General features: G+C 62.2%; 11 protein-coding genes and 4 pseudogenes. 10 read left to right on the top strand and 5 right to left on the bottom strand.

Annotation, left to right across the window (positions count from 1 at the left end):
* Positions 1 to 295 precede the first annotated feature (295 nt).
* The 8 genes and pseudogenes from NKH70_RS24535 to NKH70_RS24500 all read left to right on the top strand — a co-directional run bounded on the left by NKH70_RS24535 (position 296) and on the right by NKH70_RS24500 (position 7,007).
* Positions 296 to 619 carry a DUF736 domain-containing protein gene (locus tag NKH70_RS24535; protein WP_023672372.1) on the top strand — a complete coding sequence of 108 codons (324 nt, stop codon included), beginning with the start codon at positions 296 to 298 and terminating at the stop codon, positions 617 to 619.
* Between the two features lie 151 nt (positions 620 to 770).
* Entirely contained in the window at positions 771 to 1,040 is a 270-nt protein-coding gene (locus NKH70_RS24530) for a helix-turn-helix transcriptional regulator (RefSeq protein ID WP_023679653.1), read from the top strand.
* A complete protein-coding gene (gene lepB / locus NKH70_RS24525; protein ID WP_352683957.1) occupies positions 1,037 to 1,585 on the top strand; it encodes a signal peptidase I in 549 nt (182 codons plus the stop codon). The genes NKH70_RS24530 and lepB overlap by 4 nt, the downstream gene beginning before the upstream one ends.
* A complete protein-coding gene (locus NKH70_RS24520; RefSeq protein WP_352453593.1) occupies positions 1,573 to 2,259 on the top strand; it encodes a lytic transglycosylase domain-containing protein in 687 nt (228 codons plus the stop codon). Before lepB ends, NKH70_RS24520 begins: the two co-directional genes overlap by 13 nt.
* Positions 2,260 to 2,444: 185 nt before the next feature.
* Positions 2,445 to 4,415, top strand: coding sequence for a relaxase/mobilization nuclease RlxS (gene rlxS, locus NKH70_RS24515; protein ID WP_352684154.1), 1,971 nt, complete (start codon positions 2,445 to 2,447; stop codon positions 4,413 to 4,415).
* Between the two features lie 253 nt (positions 4,416 to 4,668).
* Positions 4,669 to 4,944: pseudogene (locus NKH70_RS24510) on the top strand (winged helix-turn-helix domain-containing protein); the annotation flags it as partial.
* A gap of 28 nt (positions 4,945 to 4,972) precedes the next feature.
* A pseudogene (locus tag NKH70_RS24505) lies at positions 4,973 to 6,434 on the top strand (type II and III secretion system protein family protein).
* A 9-nt stretch (positions 6,435 to 6,443) separates the two neighbouring features.
* Positions 6,444 to 7,007 carry a CpaD family pilus assembly lipoprotein gene (locus NKH70_RS24500; protein WP_352683961.1) on the top strand — a complete coding sequence of 188 codons (564 nt, stop codon included), beginning with the start codon at positions 6,444 to 6,446 and terminating at the stop codon, positions 7,005 to 7,007.
* A gap of 374 nt (positions 7,008 to 7,381) precedes the next feature.
* Here NKH70_RS24500 and NKH70_RS24495 read toward each other — a convergent pair.
* Both NKH70_RS24495 and NKH70_RS24490 read right to left on the bottom strand, forming a co-directional pair.
* A pseudogene (locus NKH70_RS24495) lies at positions 7,382 to 8,232 on the bottom strand (tyrosine-type recombinase/integrase).
* 882 nt (positions 8,233 to 9,114) lie between these two features.
* Positions 9,115 to 10,761: an MFS transporter gene (locus NKH70_RS24490; RefSeq protein ID WP_352453590.1), complete on the bottom strand. Its 1,647-nt coding sequence runs from the start codon at positions 10,759 to 10,761 to the stop codon at positions 9,115 to 9,117.
* Between the two features lie 442 nt (positions 10,762 to 11,203).
* Between NKH70_RS24490 and NKH70_RS24485 the strand changes: the two are divergent.
* Together NKH70_RS24485 and NKH70_RS24480 are read left to right on the top strand one after the other, a co-directional pair.
* A pseudogene (locus tag NKH70_RS24485) lies at positions 11,204 to 12,086 on the top strand (class I tRNA ligase family protein); the annotation flags it as partial.
* 89 nt (positions 12,087 to 12,175) lie between these two features.
* Positions 12,176 to 12,571 carry an FMN-binding negative transcriptional regulator gene (locus tag NKH70_RS24480; RefSeq protein WP_352453596.1) on the top strand — a complete coding sequence of 132 codons (396 nt, stop codon included), beginning with the start codon at positions 12,176 to 12,178 and terminating at the stop codon, positions 12,569 to 12,571.
* 626 nt (positions 12,572 to 13,197) lie between these two features.
* Here the strand turns inward: NKH70_RS24480 and NKH70_RS24475 are convergent.
* The 3 genes from NKH70_RS24475 to NKH70_RS24465 all read right to left on the bottom strand — a co-directional run bounded on the left by NKH70_RS24475 (position 13,198) and on the right by NKH70_RS24465 (position 14,616).
* Complete coding sequence (locus NKH70_RS24475) at positions 13,198 to 13,632, bottom strand: hypothetical protein (protein ID WP_353026228.1); 435 nt, start codon at positions 13,630 to 13,632, stop codon at positions 13,198 to 13,200.
* A 189-nt stretch (positions 13,633 to 13,821) separates the two neighbouring features.
* The gene (locus tag NKH70_RS24470; RefSeq protein WP_352453588.1) at positions 13,822 to 14,331 is read right to left on the bottom strand and encodes a GNAT family N-acetyltransferase; all 510 of its coding nucleotides are present in this window, start codon (positions 14,329 to 14,331) and stop codon (positions 13,822 to 13,824) included.
* The gene (locus tag NKH70_RS24465; RefSeq protein ID WP_352453587.1) at positions 14,332 to 14,616 is read right to left on the bottom strand and encodes a type II toxin-antitoxin system TacA family antitoxin; all 285 of its coding nucleotides are present in this window, start codon (positions 14,614 to 14,616) and stop codon (positions 14,332 to 14,334) included.
* Between the last annotated feature and the right edge of the window lie 239 nt (positions 14,617 to 14,855).

The raw sequence follows: 14,855 nt of genomic DNA, 5'->3' as shown, positions 1-14,855 counted from the left end.
CCGCCCGCTCTTGTGCCACCGATCGCGCCACCTGTCTCCATGTGTCTCAGGGACCATTCCCCTGCGGCTGGCTTGACGACCTATGGGCGGATCCGGCCCGCCCGAAACCCTCGCCAGCAGCTTTTTTCCCCGCCGCCTGCGGCGGCTTCCTCGCGCCGCTTCGCTTCAAAAAAGCTGTCCGCTCGGGTCCTCCGCTATCGCTGCGGCCGCCCCGGTTCCGGCGGTCCGGACGCGCCCATCACGGTCCGCCATCGCAGGGGAATGGTCCCCGGCGAGCACCAAAAGGAGACTGAAAATGACCGCGATCGGATACGTCACCAAACAGGAAAACGGCGGCTACAAGGGCCAGCTCAAGACGCTCAGCGTCCGCGCCGACATCGACATCGTGCCCAATCAGGCAAAGAGCGCCGACACCCATCCCGACTTCCGGGTGCTGACGCAAGGGGTCGAAGTAGGGGCCGGCTGGATCCGCACCGGCGAGACCTCCGGCAAGGACTATGTGAGCCTGTCGATTGCCGCCCCGGAGTTCGGTCCGCGGAAGCTCTACGCCAATCTCGGCCGCGCCGCCGGCCAGGATGACGACGACACATACGCCATCATCTGGAACCCCGTCGACTGAACCGCCAGCCTCGAGGCCCGCGCCGCAACCGGCGCGGGGCTCTTCTCAAGAAGGGGCGGCGAAAACTCGCCCCCCACTCTTCGCCCGTCCCCAAAACGATCTCGCTCGCCGATCCTCGCCTTCGCTTGTCCGTAACGAAACGAGGATCATCATGGACGACGAAAACGAACGCGCGGCCCGCGCGAAGAAGGGCAGTCCGTTTCTCAACACCGCGCAGGCCGCCTTCTATATCGGGCTGTCCCAGCGCACGCTGGAGAAGATGCGGCTCAAAGGCGGCGGCCCGCAATTTCGCAAGCACGGCCGCTATGTCCGCTATCACATCGACGAGCTCGACGACTGGTCGAAGGGACGCGCGCAGGAGACCAGGCCCGAGGATGCCGGGCACGATTCCGGCTCGGCCGGTGAGGGAGGCCGCTCATGAGCCGGCGTCCCACTACCCGTCTGATCGGCAGCCATCTGCGGCGCGTTCGGGCGCGCAAGACGATCGCCGTGGCCAGTATAGGCCTCAGCCTGATCGGCTTCGCCGCTTTCGACAACCCATCGCCCTGGCTGGTCTGGAACGCCTCGGCCAGTGCGCCGGTCGGCCTCTATCGCGTCGCGTCCGGATCACCGGCTCGTGGCGACCTGGTGCTCGTCCGCCCGCCAAAACCGGTCGCCGATCTCGCCGCCGAACGCTTCTATCTGCCCAGCAACGTGCCGCTGGTCAAGCGCCTTGCCGCGCTGCCTGGCGAGCATGTCTGCGCCTTCGGCGACGCCATCATCATCGGCGGCGAAATTGTCGCGCGCCGGCTGGCAACCGACACGCAGCACCGTCCGCTGCCTTGGTGGAATGCCTGCCGCAAGCTCGCCGCCGCCGAGGTTTTCCTGCTCGGCAACGATAGAAATCACTCCTTCGACAGCCGCTATTTCGGGCCGGTGCCGGCCGAAAATATTGCCGGGAGGCTCGTGCCGCTATGGACCGAGTAACCCTCCTGATGCTCGGCATGGTCGCGATAGCGCCATGCGCCTGTTCCGCCGCGACCGACGCTCAGCCGGCCGCCATCTCCCGTGGTCCGCAGCTGGCAAGATGGCAGCACTACGTAGCTGAGGCAAGCCGGCGTTTCAGCATTCCACAGCCCTGGATTTATGCCGTCATGGATGCCGAAAGCCGGGGGCAGACAAAGCTGAATGGACGGCCGATCGCCTCCCACGCCGGCGCCGTCGGCCTCATGCAGGTGATGCCCGGCACCTACGAGGAGTTGCGCGCAGAGCTTGGCCTGGGAGCCGATCCGCACGACCCTCGCGACAACATTCTGGCAGGCACTGCCTATCTGCGCGCCATGTATGACCGCTTCGGCTTTCCCGGCCTGTTTGCCGCCTATAACGCCGGGCCGGACCGCTACGAACAGCATTTGCAGCGTCGGCGACCGCTGCCCAGCGAGACGGTTTTGTATCTGGAAGAGCTCAAGGCGGCGGGGATCTCGGCCGCCGACATGGACGCGTTCACCGGCAAATCCCGTTCCGGAAAAGCGCCGGAAATCCCGTCCGGGCAGTCGCTGTTTTTCCTGCGAAACGGTGTTTCCGCGACAGATCCGAATGGCCAAATCGTGGTGCCGCTCGGATCGGAGCGAGCAAGGTCAGGCCGGCCGGATCGCAGGTGAGGGCAGGGGTACCGTGGGTCAGGCCGGGCAGGGAGGCAGGTCCGCGGAAGGCAAGATAAAGGCATCGCCTCCTCGAGGCGGCGAAGTCTTTGTCTGCACATCGTTTTCCACGGAGGCTGCCTTCAGCGTCAGGAGAGCTGCTGCCGACAAACCTCTGATATTGCTTAAGATTACTAGGAGGCTCAATGCAGGATGAAGAGTTCAAGCCGAGCCTGGGCAAAATCGGATCGCGCGGCTCGAAGGCAGGCAAGCGTTTCGCCGGCCAGATCCGCGCCGCGATCAACCGAGCCGGCGGCGGCAGCGGTCGCCGTGGCCGCTTCATCGGAAGCCGGGCGGGGCGCGGCGGGGCTGCTGCCGCCGTTCTCAGAGCGCGCGACCCCCACGCGGCGTTTCGGCAGCGGCGCGCCGTCGTCAAGGCGCGTATCGTCAAGCTGGCCGGCAAGGGTGTTGACGGGGCACGTGCACACCTTCGCTACCTCCAGCGCGACGGCGTCACCCGCGAAGGCGAGCCTGGCGAGCTCTATAGCGCCGACAGCGACCGCGTTGATGGCAAGGCCTTCATCGATCGTGCCGATGGCGACCGGCATCAGTTCCGCTTCATCGTCGCCCCTGAAGACGGCATCGAGTATGATGACTTGAAGCCGCTCACGCGGCGCCTCATGGCGCAGATGGAAGAAGACCTCGGCACTAGGCTCGACTGGGTGGCCGTCGATCATTTCAACACTGGTCATCCGCATACCCATATTATCGTCCGCGGCAAGGACGACCGCGACGAAAACCTCGTCATCGCGCGGGACTACATCTCGTCTGGAATCCGTGAACGGGCGGCGGAGCTGGTCAGCCTCGACCTTGGCCCGAGAACGGACCGCGAGATCGAGCAACGCCTGCGCCAGGAAATGGAGCGGGAACGCTTCACCAACATCGATCGGCAGCTGCTCCGCATGCGCGACCATGAGGGGCATGTCTCACCGGCCAGCCGAGACACGTTTCGCCAGACGCTGCACCAGGGCCGCCTGCGCAAGCTCGAGCGGATGGGTCTGGCTGAGGAAGTCGGCTCGGGCCGCTGGCGCCTTGATGGCGAGCTTGAAGCGACGCTGCGCCGCATCGGCGAGCGGGGCGACATCATCAAGACCATGCACCGCGAACTGACCGGCAAGGGGCTCGCCCGCAGTGCCGCCGACTATGTTGTCCATGATCGATCTGCAGAGCAGATGCAGCCTGTCGTCGGCCGCATCATTGCGCGCGGCCTGGCCGACGAAATCACTGACCGCCATTACCTCGTCGTCGACGGCGTGGACGGCAAAAGCCACTATGTTGATATCGGCAAAGGCGAGGCCACCCAACCGACGCCAGAGGGCTGCATAGTGCGGGTCACGCCGAGGGACACCGGGCCAAGGCAAGTCGACCGCACAATTGCCGAGATCGCCACGGCCCATGACGGGCGCTACAGCATCGATATCCATCTCAAGCATGACCCGTCGGCCACCGAACGCTTTGCCGAAACGCACGCGCGGCGACTGGAGGCGATCCGCCGGGCGACCGGTCGTGTCGAGCGCGAGCCGGACGGCACCTGGATCGTCGCACCGGATCATCTCGACCGTGTGTCTGACTACGAGCGTCAGCGGGCCGGGGCCGAGCCTGTCACGGTTGACAAGCTCTCATCGACGCCGCTGGAACAACAAGTCAGCTTCGACGGCGCCACCTGGCTCGATCGAGAGCTGGTTTCCGACATACCGGAGGCCTTGCACAGCTCTGGTTTCGGCCGCGATGTCCGAGAGGCGCAAGGCCGCCGACGGCAGTGGCTGATTGCGCAAGGTCTTGCTCGGGAAGAGCAGGACCGGATCGTCTATCGCGCCAACATGCTTTCGATGCTGCGCCAACGCGAGTTGAACCGCGTGGCCGGCCAGTTGTCGAACGAACTCGGTCTGCCCTATTCTGAAGCCCAGAGTGGAGATCGAATAGAAGGCACGCTCCGCCGCTCCGTCGAGCTCGCCGGCGGAAAATACGCTGTCATCGAGAAATCGCGCGAGTTCACGCTGGTGCCATGGCGGCCGGTGCTTGAGCATCATATCGGCAAGGAGGTTTCCGGCGTCGTGCGTGCAGAGGGGATTTCATGGACCATCGGCCGGCAGAGAAGCGGACCAAGCATTTCGTGACATGGCTACACAACTTCTTTTGCCCGCGTTGAAACAGGTACTCAGTCCGGACGGAGTTCGCCTGCTAATTGCCCGCGGCATTGATCTCGCGAGGGATAAATGGCTGGTCGTGCAAGACTTATCGTTCGCTCTACAAAATGCGCCGCGATGATTCATCGTGTTCCATGATTCTGAGCCAAAACCCTCCTGCGCCACCACGGCACTCTTCCCGGTGCCTGATGGTCAAGCGCGGCAGGGGTAACTGCATTGTCCCGGCCGACAGGTTTCCGTTGCGGGTCATCCGCTGAAGATCGCACGCCGCGAACTATGTATTCTAGAGCATCTGCTTATCCGTGCAGGCCGCATCGTGCCTCGTGCGCAGTTGGAAGATCACCTCTATTCGTTCAACGACGAGGTAACTGCCAACGCGCTTGAAGTCGGAATCTATCGCTTACGTGGACACCTGAGTAGGTCAGGTGCAACGCCACGGATCAAGACCGTGCGCGGCATTGGTTACATTCTTGAATCGACTGAGGCGGCATCCGCATAGTTGGTCGAAATTGAAAGAACAGACTGCCTTGAAAATCGTTCCAACTCGCCATCGTGGCGCCAAACAGCAGCCGATCCTCATCGGCGGTCCGAGACCTACGGTTTCCCCTTACTTGGGCCATCTGCTCTGCGCGCTCGTTCTATTATCTCCACTTTCTGCCGCGGCCCAAAACAACGGGGATGAAGGGGCGCCGCGTGCCGCTTCCAATAGCATCAACGCGACGCTGAACCTTTCCTCTTCGCTCGGCAAGACAGTTCATTTGTCCGCGCCAGCCGCGACCATCTTTGTTGCCGACCCGACGATCGCAGATTATCAGGCACCCTCGAACAAAACCATCTTCGTCTTTGGGAAGAAATCCGGGCAGACCAGTCTGTTCGCCCTAAACGACAACGGGGAGGCTCTCGCCCAGTTGCGTATTGTCGTCACACAACCGATCGGGGACCTGCGCGCCATGTTGAGGGACCAGGTCGGCGACTATCCGATCCACGTCAGTTACACGCCGCGCGGCGCAATCCTTAGCGGTACAGCGCCCGATGCCGAGGTCGTCGACATCGCGAAAAGAGTCACTGAGCAATTTCTCGGTGACGGTGCGCAGGTCGTCAATAACATCAAGGTCGCTGGGTCCTTGCAGGTTAATCTGAATGTGCGCGTTGCGGAGGTATCCCGTAGCGCCATGAAGGAACTCGGTATTAACCTGTCTGCCTTCGGTCAAATCGGCAATTTCAAAGTGGGTTTGTTAAGCGGCAGCAGAGGTGCCCGCTGGTGCGGCCAATGGTGGCGGTACAGCAGAAGTTGGATTCAACAATGATAATATCAGCGTCGGCGCGGTTCTCGACGCGCTCGCCAAGGAGCACATCGCTTCCGTTTTGGCTGAGCCGAATCTCACTGCCATGTCCGGTGAAACCGCCAGCTTCCTCGCCGGCGGCGAATTCCCCATTCCTGTCCCACAGGAAAATGGGCGGGTCTCGATTGAATTCCGTCACTTCGGCGTCGCCCTGGAGTTCGTACCCACCGTTCTCAACAACAACCAAATCAATATTCGCGTAAAGCCGGAAGTCAGTGAACTCACGTCGCAAGGTGCCGTTCAAATCAACGGTATCTCCGTGCCGGCAATTTCCACGCGCCGTGCCGACACAGTCGTCGAACTCGCCAGCGGGCAGAGCTTTGCAATCGGTGGGCTCATCAGGCGTAACGTCAGCAACAATATCAGTGCTTTTCCTGGGCTCGGCGAGGTGCCGATCCTTGGCGCCCTGTTCCGTTCGTCCTCATTTCAAAAGGAGGAGTCGGAATTGGTTATTCTGGTTACGCCTTACATCGTAAGACCAGGATCGACCCCCAACCAGATGAGCGCCCCCACGGCCCGGATGGGGCAGCCTTTGGACGGGGGGGCCACCCCGACGAATTCGTTGGGAAGTCCGCCGCGATACCACGCCAATCCCCGCACCGGCGCGCCAGCCGCCAAGGGCGGTCTCGGCTTTATCATTGAATAGGGGGGCCGAATGACGTTGCGGATCATAGGTCTCCTGATCGCTCTGACGGCAAGTGTAAGTGGCTGCACAAGCACCGCACCGAGTGTCGAGCCATTGACACCGATCCTTGTCCGGCAGGAGACCACCGTCCTAACGTTAGAGAGCCTTCGCGCTTCCGAACGGCAACGTTTGCGTGTGTTCCTTGAGAGAGCCAGTCGCGGTCGGCGGGATGCGCTCCATCTCCTTATCAGCGGGTCGCCCCGTCTCAGCGCAGAGACGGTCCATCAGGCTAAGGAGATGGGCATCGACGCTTACAAGATCCACTTATTCGACCAACAGGACGGCCGCGCAGCGCGAATAGAGGCGATTGTCTTCCATGCCCATCCTCCTGTCTGTCCGTCGCTTTCCAGTCCTTTACTCAACGAAAAGTCCTTCGACCAAACGCTTGGCTGTTCGACACGCCATAACTTGGCGGTGATGGTCAACGATCCGCACGATTTGCTCGACAATAGGGCTGTCAAGCCAAGCAATGGTGATCGTGCGGCCATACCAGCTGCCACATACAGGACATTCGCGACGGGCAAAGATGGCTGATGTCAGGTCCTTTCGTTTTCGTGGATCACGGCACCTACTCCAGCACGCAACATTGCGGATCCATCGGATTTGGCGCACGATCGTCGCCTTGTCGAGGTCATTCACCTTCGGCGACCCAGATGGGTAACAGGCTGCCCTCACCACACTACGGCGCTTTTGAGTGGGCGCTGCGCTCGCGACTTTCTTGGTGGGGCAGCGGTCACTCTCACGCTGACGGTGTGAACGGAGTTGGCCGGGGATGTCCCGGTCATTGTTGAAAATCTGAAGGGAGCGGCGTTTGCCCGCTTCGAGCCTGTAGGCTCGGGGTTCGATTCCACTGAGGAGGGCAACACCATGAACATAAATAACACATTTAAGCACTTGGGCGGGACCGATCAGCCGGGCGGCACGACTTCGATGTTCAGTCGGTCGAGCGGGCTTGTCGTGCGCCGGATGAGGCCGTTCGAGACCTTGGTATAGCGCGCCGTCGAGGACAAATTGTTGTGGCCGAGCAGCACCTGAATAATGCGAATGTCGGTGCCGTTCTCCAGCAAATGCGTTGCGAAGCTGTGCCTGAGCGTGTGGACCGTCACACGCTTATCTATGCCGGCGGCCGCACGCGCCGAGCGGCAGGCCGAGTACAGCACCTGCACGTCAATGGGGCGAATTGCATCCCGGCCCGGAAACAGCCAGCCCTGCGGCTTCGCCAGCCGCCAGTAGACCCGCAGGATGCGCAGAAGCTGCGCCGACAGCATCACCGTGCGGTCCTTGCTGCCCTTGCCGTGCTCGACCCGGATCACGCCGCGTCCGCTGTCGATGTCGCCGACCTTCAGTCCGACAGTCTCCGAAGCGCGAAGGCCCGCGGCATAGGCCGTCGTCAGGGCGGTGCGCGTCTTCAGGCTCGGCGAGAAAGCGGACAACGTCGTAGCGCTGAGAACCACCGGCAGCGTGCGTGGCGCGCGGGCATAGGCGATCCGTTCAGGGATCTCGGCATGACGCAACGTCACGCCGTAAAAGAACCGCAGCGCGCACACCGTCTGGTTCAGCGCTGGCCACGAGATTCCGGTAGAGACCAGATGCACCTGGAAGGCGCGAACGTCCTCCAGGCCGAGCCGGTCCAGCGAGCGGTCGAATATCGCGAAAACTTGGCCACCGCGTGCACGTAGGATCGCTGGGTGGCCGGCGACAGATTGCGGATCGTCATGTCCTCGATCATGCGTCGGCGAAGAGGGCTCAACTCGGCCATCTCAAACTCCTGTTCTCAAGATTGCGCTTCAACAGCCGCAATCCTTCAAAACAGAAGCGTCATCCGCAAACCCACGCACCAAATGACGCGTCAGCGGCTTCGTTCAATCCCTTTATGGGTCCGGATCCTAGCAGGTTGTGACCATTGCTGTGGCAATGCAGCAGTCCTGGATGGCTGCATCAAATAAGTTCCAAGATGCCCCGGGCGCGCTTCCACCGGACCACCTGGACGCTGCAGTTAAATGCACAAATCCACGCGCGTGCTGAAGCATCGTGAAAAATTCATGGATTATGACCCGATCCAATTTCGGTCGATCAATCAGCGCCCTTCGCCGGGGCTGTCGGTCCGCATCGCGCCTGACAGCGGCGCTATGCTGGCGCTCCCATGGCCGCCCTGTTGAACCGCTTTCTCCAGCACCGAACTGAATTGGTCCCGCTGGCGGACATTTCGATGCTTCCGCCTTGTAGGCCTTCTTTGTTGCGGCCGCCTCTGCGGCACGGCTGCGCCGACGTGAACGTGCTTGGCGGCACGTTTTGTCAGGGAGGGGAAAGAGGCGCGCGGCCCTCTCCCAGCAAGCCGCCGCTGGCGGATTCCTCCGTCTGCCCGCTGCGCTCCCTGCAGACCGGGGAGACCCTTCCGCCCCCCTTGCTCCCGCTGCTCGCCGCGATGCAGGGGGACAGGCGACCTGAACCCGTGCCCAAGCCGATCTGATGGCCGCAGAGGCGGTGGGGCTGTACATGGGCCCGTGGTGGACATACGTGCCACACAAATCCTCATGCTCGCCTAACCGGCTGCAACGTATGGCAATCCGGCAGACCCGACGAAAGAAGGAGTAGGTCTCGGCCATTCCCGTGTCCGAACCCAGAAAAGTTACTGGTTTCCTTACGGGCGCGATACAAAGGGCACAGGCTGGACTTGGCTGCCGGGGGCGGGGCTTGTCGACCGCTCAATCGAAAGTGAGAGACGAGGAGGAGAATCACCGACCTGCAGAGCGGCAAGGCGCTCGCCTACTTCCCTGTCAGTCACCGTTAGCCGATGGTTTAGACGAAGATAGTCCGTCCATGTCGGCGTGCGGAATGTCTCGGTCCAAAGAGTCGAGTTCTGAAGATCGCGCTGGAGGGTCCAGTCCCGCGCACCGGCACGGCTCTGAACGCGCCGCCTTTCGCGCATGCAGCTCAGAAATTCCTCGATATTCTCCTCGGGTATCGAGTACTCCACCTTGATCACGATCGGGCCGCTCCTGGGCTTCAAATCGAGGGCCAGTTCTGGTGGCCTGAAGTCGAAGGCCCCTTGATCCGATTCCTCCCATAGGCGGACCGGCAATAGCTTTCCCACAGCTGCAACCAGCAACAGCGCCGCTGCAGCACCTTCCAAAGCCCACGTCAGGGAATAGTTCTGCGCGACAGCACCCCAGATCCAGCTGCCCGCTGCCATGCCGCCGTAGGTCAGGGCGTAATAGATCGACAGGGTGCGACCAACGACCCACCTTGGGCTTGCCAACTGCACACACACGTCGGTTCCGGTCCAGGTGACAACCCAACCTGCGCCAGCGATTGCAAGCGCGATCGCTGCTACAGCCACCGATGATGTGAGAGCCAGTAAAAGGCAACACGTTGCGCAAGCAACGGACGCGAACGTGATCAATCGATTTTGGGACGTGATGCGTCGCAAGTAGCTATTGCCAATGCCCGCGATGAAGGCGCCTGTGCCGAAGCCGGCCAACAGGACGCCGTAAACAATTGGCCCCCCCGCCAGTTGGTCGCGAACCAGGAGGGGGAGCAGAGCAAGGATCGAGATGCTTGACAGCCCGAACAGGGTTGCACGCACGATCGCCACTCTGATCTCCGAGGAGATTGCCGTGAAGCGCATGCCATCATGAATGGCCGTCGTCATCCGCTCGCGCGGAAGAGGCGAAGAGCGAACTTGCCACTTGGAGCGCAGTACAGCGCTCAACGGGACCAGGTCGGTCAGCGCAGCGAAGGCGAAAGCCGTAAGGGGGCCCAGCAAAGCCAAAATTACACCGCCAAGCGCCGGTCCTATGCTTCGAACCACGTTGTAGCCCACCGACATCAGCGTCACTGCAGCGGGTATGTCGCGCTTTTCCAGGATGTCGCCGACCGAGGCGTGCCAGGCTGGATCATTCAAGGCAAAGCCGCATCCCGCCAAGAAACTCAGTCCCAAGATCAGCCATGGACTGACAAAGCCCAGTCCAACAGAGAGAGCCAGCGCCGTGGATGCCAGTGCGATCAGGCAATGTCCGGCAAGCATCACGCCGCGGCGGCTGAAGCTGTCTGCAATCGCTCCAGCAAGGATCGACAAGAAGAAGGCGGGCAGTGTCGATGCAGCCTGCACGAGCGCAACCATCAGATCGGAGGCTGAAATCGTTGCCATAAGCCAGCTTATAGCCACGCTCTGCACCAGCCAGCCAAGGCTGGATATCTGCGTGGCTGTCCAGATCGAACGAAAGACCGGATTCTGAAGAGGGATCAGTGTGTTTGCCGCAAAGGGCGGGGAATCTTGACGCTGCATGACTTCTCACCTCCACCACGTAGTTCTTTCGCTCACTCACTTGCTGACAGCGGTGCGCTTACGCACAGCTGCGTCACAACCAAGTTCCGATATCGCGCTCGCAACAAAGTAGATGTCGCATCCACGGTGCTGATGCGCGATGAGTGTGCCAGTTGGGCGTCAGCTGGTCTGGGTCGCGCAGCCCGATGGGGTGCGGTCTGCCCTGCGACTCTTGGCCTTGGACGGTGCTACCGCCCCGATGGCCGGGTTGTCAAACTGCCACGGTGCTAGCAGCGCCCATCCCATCCTGACAGGCATGAGCGTACGACGCAGCGCATCGCTGGTATCGGAGGCGGGTGCAAGATCAAGGGTGGCATCGTCTTGACAAGTACGAGCTGGTGGACGCCTTCGCCCGACCTATCACATCGGCGATTTATGGGGCCGCCGTTCAACTCGTTGGTCTATGCACAAAAAACATAATACGCTTCAAAAGACGTTTCGTGTCGGCGCAGGCGCCGAGGAGGGCGCGGAAGCCTTCACCATCGTCATCCCGCCACCGAACGTCACTGGCTCGCTGCACATGGGCCATGCGCTCAACAACACGCTGCAGGACATTCTGGTGCGCTTCGAGCGCATGCGCGGCAAGAACGTGCTGTGGCAGCCCGGCATGGATCACGCCGGCATCGCCACGCAGATGGTGGTCGAGCGCCAGCTTATGGAGAAGCAGATCCACCGCCGTGACCTGACGCGCGACGAGTTCATTGAGAAAGTCTGGGAGTGGAAAGCCGAATCCGGCGGCGCGATCTTCAACCAGTTGAAGCGGCTGGGGCCTCGGCCGACTGGAGCCGAGAACGTTTCACCATGGACGAGGGCCTGTCCAGGGCGGTGCTCGAAGTGTTCGTCACGCTCTACAAGGAAAGGCCTGATCTACAAGGACAAGCGCTTGTCAACTGGGACCCGAAGCTCTTGACCGCGAGTCCGACCTTGAGGTCGAACAGCAGGAGGTCAACGGCAATCTCTGGCATTTCCGCTACCCCGTCGAGGGCGAGGTTTTGGATCCGGAAAATCCTAAAACCTTCATCACCGTGGCGACGACCCGCCCGGAGACGATGCTGGGCGATATGGCGGTCGGCGGTGCATCCCGACGACGAGCGTTTCCGGCATCTTGTCGGCAAGAACCTCATCCTCTGCCGATCGTCGGCCGCAGGATCGCGGTGGTGGCGGACGAGTATTCTGATCCGGAGAAAGGCAGCCGCGCGGTCAAGATCACGCCGGCGCACGACTTCAACGAATTTGAGGTCGGCAGGCGCCATAAGTTGCCGGCGATCAATATTCTCACCATAGAGGGGCGGTCACCCTCACGGACAATGACGACTGTCTCGCCGGGCTGGAGGTGGCGCCGTAGCGCCATGCGGTCCGGGACGAGCTCGACGGTCTGACGCTTACATCTCGCCGAACTGGTCCAAGCAAGCATGAATTCCATAACCAGGCGCCGACGTGGAACTATCTCGTCGTCCACGCCCACGGACGCATCACTGTCCGGGATGATGAGCGCTATGTGCGCCGTAACGTGGCGAAGCTCACTCACATGCATGAAGCCTCGCAGCCTGCCCCGTGGAAGATGGGCGACGCGCCGAAGGACTTCATTGACACGATGGTGAAGGCGATCGTCGCCCTGGAAATCGAGATCACCAGCCTGGTTGGTAAATCAAAACTCAGCCAGAACAAAGAGGTGCGCGACATTCAGAACGCTGGTGAAATGCTGAATGCCCGAGGCGTCAATGGGATGGGAGAAGCGATGCTCGCGGTTGCGGCGGCCAAATCCCAATAGCAACTATCTTGTCCCGACAAGCCGCTGGTGCTGGATTTCCAACGGGTGACCTTGAGAGACAAATGCTTCGGCTCGCCGGAAACGCGACCAGCATCTGACCACCCGCTATGCGGCAGATGGACAAGAACTCAGGCCGCCATCGCCAGCCACATCCGCAATGCCGCCGGATCGATGGAAGCTGCTTACCCCGCCAGTCTCTCCGGTCATGCCGCCTGCGTCGTTAATACCTTGAACAGCAGCCTGGCGGTTAAACCGCCTTGCGTGTTCGGTATGGCGGCACAGCGGTTTGGAGATCGGCGAACGCCACGCCCCACGGTAGCGATGCCTCGCATGACCAAGCAGCGGCATGTGCGGCAGGCTTGCACCCGCTTCAGATGCGAGACGGGTCAAGACAATCATCCTGCACAACGCCACGCGGCGGTGAGCCGGTTTCGAAAAGGGCCGGCCCCGGCCGTTCATACAAGTGGAGTTGGGGGCGCGGGGCCGGATCAAGTCTATCGCGTTGGACCCGCCGGGACCGCGCGTACATCATCCCGGCAACGCCAGGCGCTCGCCTCGCGTCATGCGGGCTTCGGCTTGGCGCGCCGAATGTCTGGACCGGCATCGCGGAGCAATGGCGCACCAGTCTACGACATGGTGCGTAGTCGCCATGCTGCCCCTGGCCAGATCGTAGATGACCTCGGCTTGTTCGCCATGGCGAGCCGAAGCACGTTGACGGCCGTGCCGGGTGATGCGCCGTCCCAGACTATCATCCCAAAATCGGCGCGCGCCATCTCCCGGTCTTTGGCGGCGTAGATCCAGTATCCTCTAGCACCTTCAGGAGACGGGACCCGGTAGGCAGCCCAGTCGCCCAGACCATTGCGGGGTTCCTTGGCCGCATGGAAGACCCCGACATGTTTGTAGCCGTGGCCCGCGAGCAGGCCCTGCGCCTCGGCATCGGCTCCAGACGCGTCGCCAATCAGCACGCCGTGCACGGCAACAACGATTGGGCGGATCCGAGCGATGGCAGGTTCCGTCAGCTCAAATATCTCGCGTGAACCCCCTATGAATATCATCGACATCATGACTTTCCCTTCTCTCCAGGGCTCCCTCGCTCTGACCGCCGTCTCCCTCTGGCCCTGCGTGAGGGGTCACCCGAACGCCGAGACGGCGAAGCCGGCTCGGGGAGCGGCGGGACGCCGCAACTAGAGCCCGTCGGCGGCAGGCCGGCGCGCAGACCTGCCGCTTCCGGAGGCGCTACGCGCGCGGAGCTAGTGGCCTTTGTCGGCCAGCCAGAGGCTCACGTCCTGGATCGAGCGCATGAGCACCGACGGATTGTCCCGCGCGGGAATGAAGCCCCAGCTCTGCCAGTAGCGCTCTGCCTCGGCGTCGATCGCCCGCACCACCACCGCGCGGCCGCCGACGATGTCGGCGCCGGCGACGCAGCGATACAGCGCGTCCTTGACCAAGCCGCTACCGACGCCTTGTCCGGCATAGCGGTGGTCGACGGCGAGTTGTCCGATCAGCAGGCAGGGGATCGGATCGGGCGGGCGTCCGGTGCGGATGGCGCGCGGTGCGCTATTTGGCTGGATCACGCCCGGCGCGAGGCCGTAATACCCGACGACTGTTCCCTCGTCGTGAACGACCAGGACGCGGGTAAACCCGCGGGCCTGGTTCGTTCGCGCGAAGCCGGCCAGCCAAGCATTGAGCGCCGGCTTGCCGCAATCGAAGCTGTCGAGGCGGTGTGCGTGGTCGAGGAGTTCGATGCCTGAAAGCGCCACCTAGCGGTCCCAGGGCGGGGACCGACGCAGCCGCTCGGCCGCCTTCGCCGGGGGCGCAGCGGCCGGGGCTGAGATCGCCTGCATGAAGGCGTCATAGGCTTCCGGGGACACGCGGATGACGGTTTCGTTGAGGATGGCCGCCTGCGCCTCGTGCAGCGCGGCGCGCCGCATGAACTCCGTGCGCGACAGGCCGAGCAGCTCCGCGCCGCGGTCGATGATGGTGAGATCATCGTCGCGAAACCGCATCGAGACGGGTGCTTCCTTCCTGGTGGGTGTGGTGGCCATGGCGCGCTCCTGTGCTGCGGACGTATATACGTTAGTGTAACGCGGAACGCAATACTACGTTCCCTGGCGACGTCTCGTGGCGGATGGTCTCAGGATTTCTCGCCGCATCGGTTCTTCTCGGCTTCTCGCCCCAGTCGCCATTGCCGCAACCCAGAGCAAGGTGGCTTTGGTCAGCTCCGGCGGATCAATTACGGCTTAGAAAGCGCATTTGTTTTTGGCGGCCGGATGAGCGGGTCCAG

Origin of the sequence: Mesorhizobium sp. M0991 (assembly GCF_040318915.1) — a bacterium.
Lineage (GTDB): Bacteria > Pseudomonadota > Alphaproteobacteria > Rhizobiales > Rhizobiaceae > Mesorhizobium.
The sequence above is the reverse complement of the archived record's forward strand: the minus strand, read 5'-3'. Positions and strand labels throughout refer to the sequence as shown.

Bases quoted from the DNA above. Each gene is read 5' to 3' on its own strand.
- NKH70_RS24500 (WP_352683961.1), top strand. From the start codon at position 6,444: ATGACGTTGCGGATCATAGGTCTCCTGATCGCTCTGACGGCAAGTGTA.
- NKH70_RS24490 (WP_352453590.1), bottom strand. From the start codon at position 10,761: ATGCAGCGTCAAGATTCCCCGCCCTTTGCGGCAAACACACTGATCCCT.
- NKH70_RS24520 (WP_352453593.1), top strand. From the start codon at position 1,573: ATGGACCGAGTAACCCTCCTGATGCTCGGCATGGTCGCGATAGCGCCA.
- NKH70_RS24535 (WP_023672372.1), top strand. From the start codon at position 296: ATGACCGCGATCGGATACGTCACCAAACAGGAAAACGGCGGCTACAAG.
- NKH70_RS24465 (WP_352453587.1), bottom strand. From the start codon at position 14,616: ATGGCCACCACACCCACCAGGAAGGAAGCACCCGTCTCGATGCGGTTT.
- NKH70_RS24475 (WP_353026228.1), bottom strand. From the start codon at position 13,632: ATGTCGATGATATTCATAGGGGGTTCACGCGAGATATTTGAGCTGACG.
- NKH70_RS24530 (WP_023679653.1), top strand. From the start codon at position 771: ATGGACGACGAAAACGAACGCGCGGCCCGCGCGAAGAAGGGCAGTCCG.
- lepB (WP_352683957.1), top strand. From the start codon at position 1,037: ATGAGCCGGCGTCCCACTACCCGTCTGATCGGCAGCCATCTGCGGCGC.
- rlxS (WP_352684154.1), top strand. From the start codon at position 2,445: ATGCAGGATGAAGAGTTCAAGCCGAGCCTGGGCAAAATCGGATCGCGC.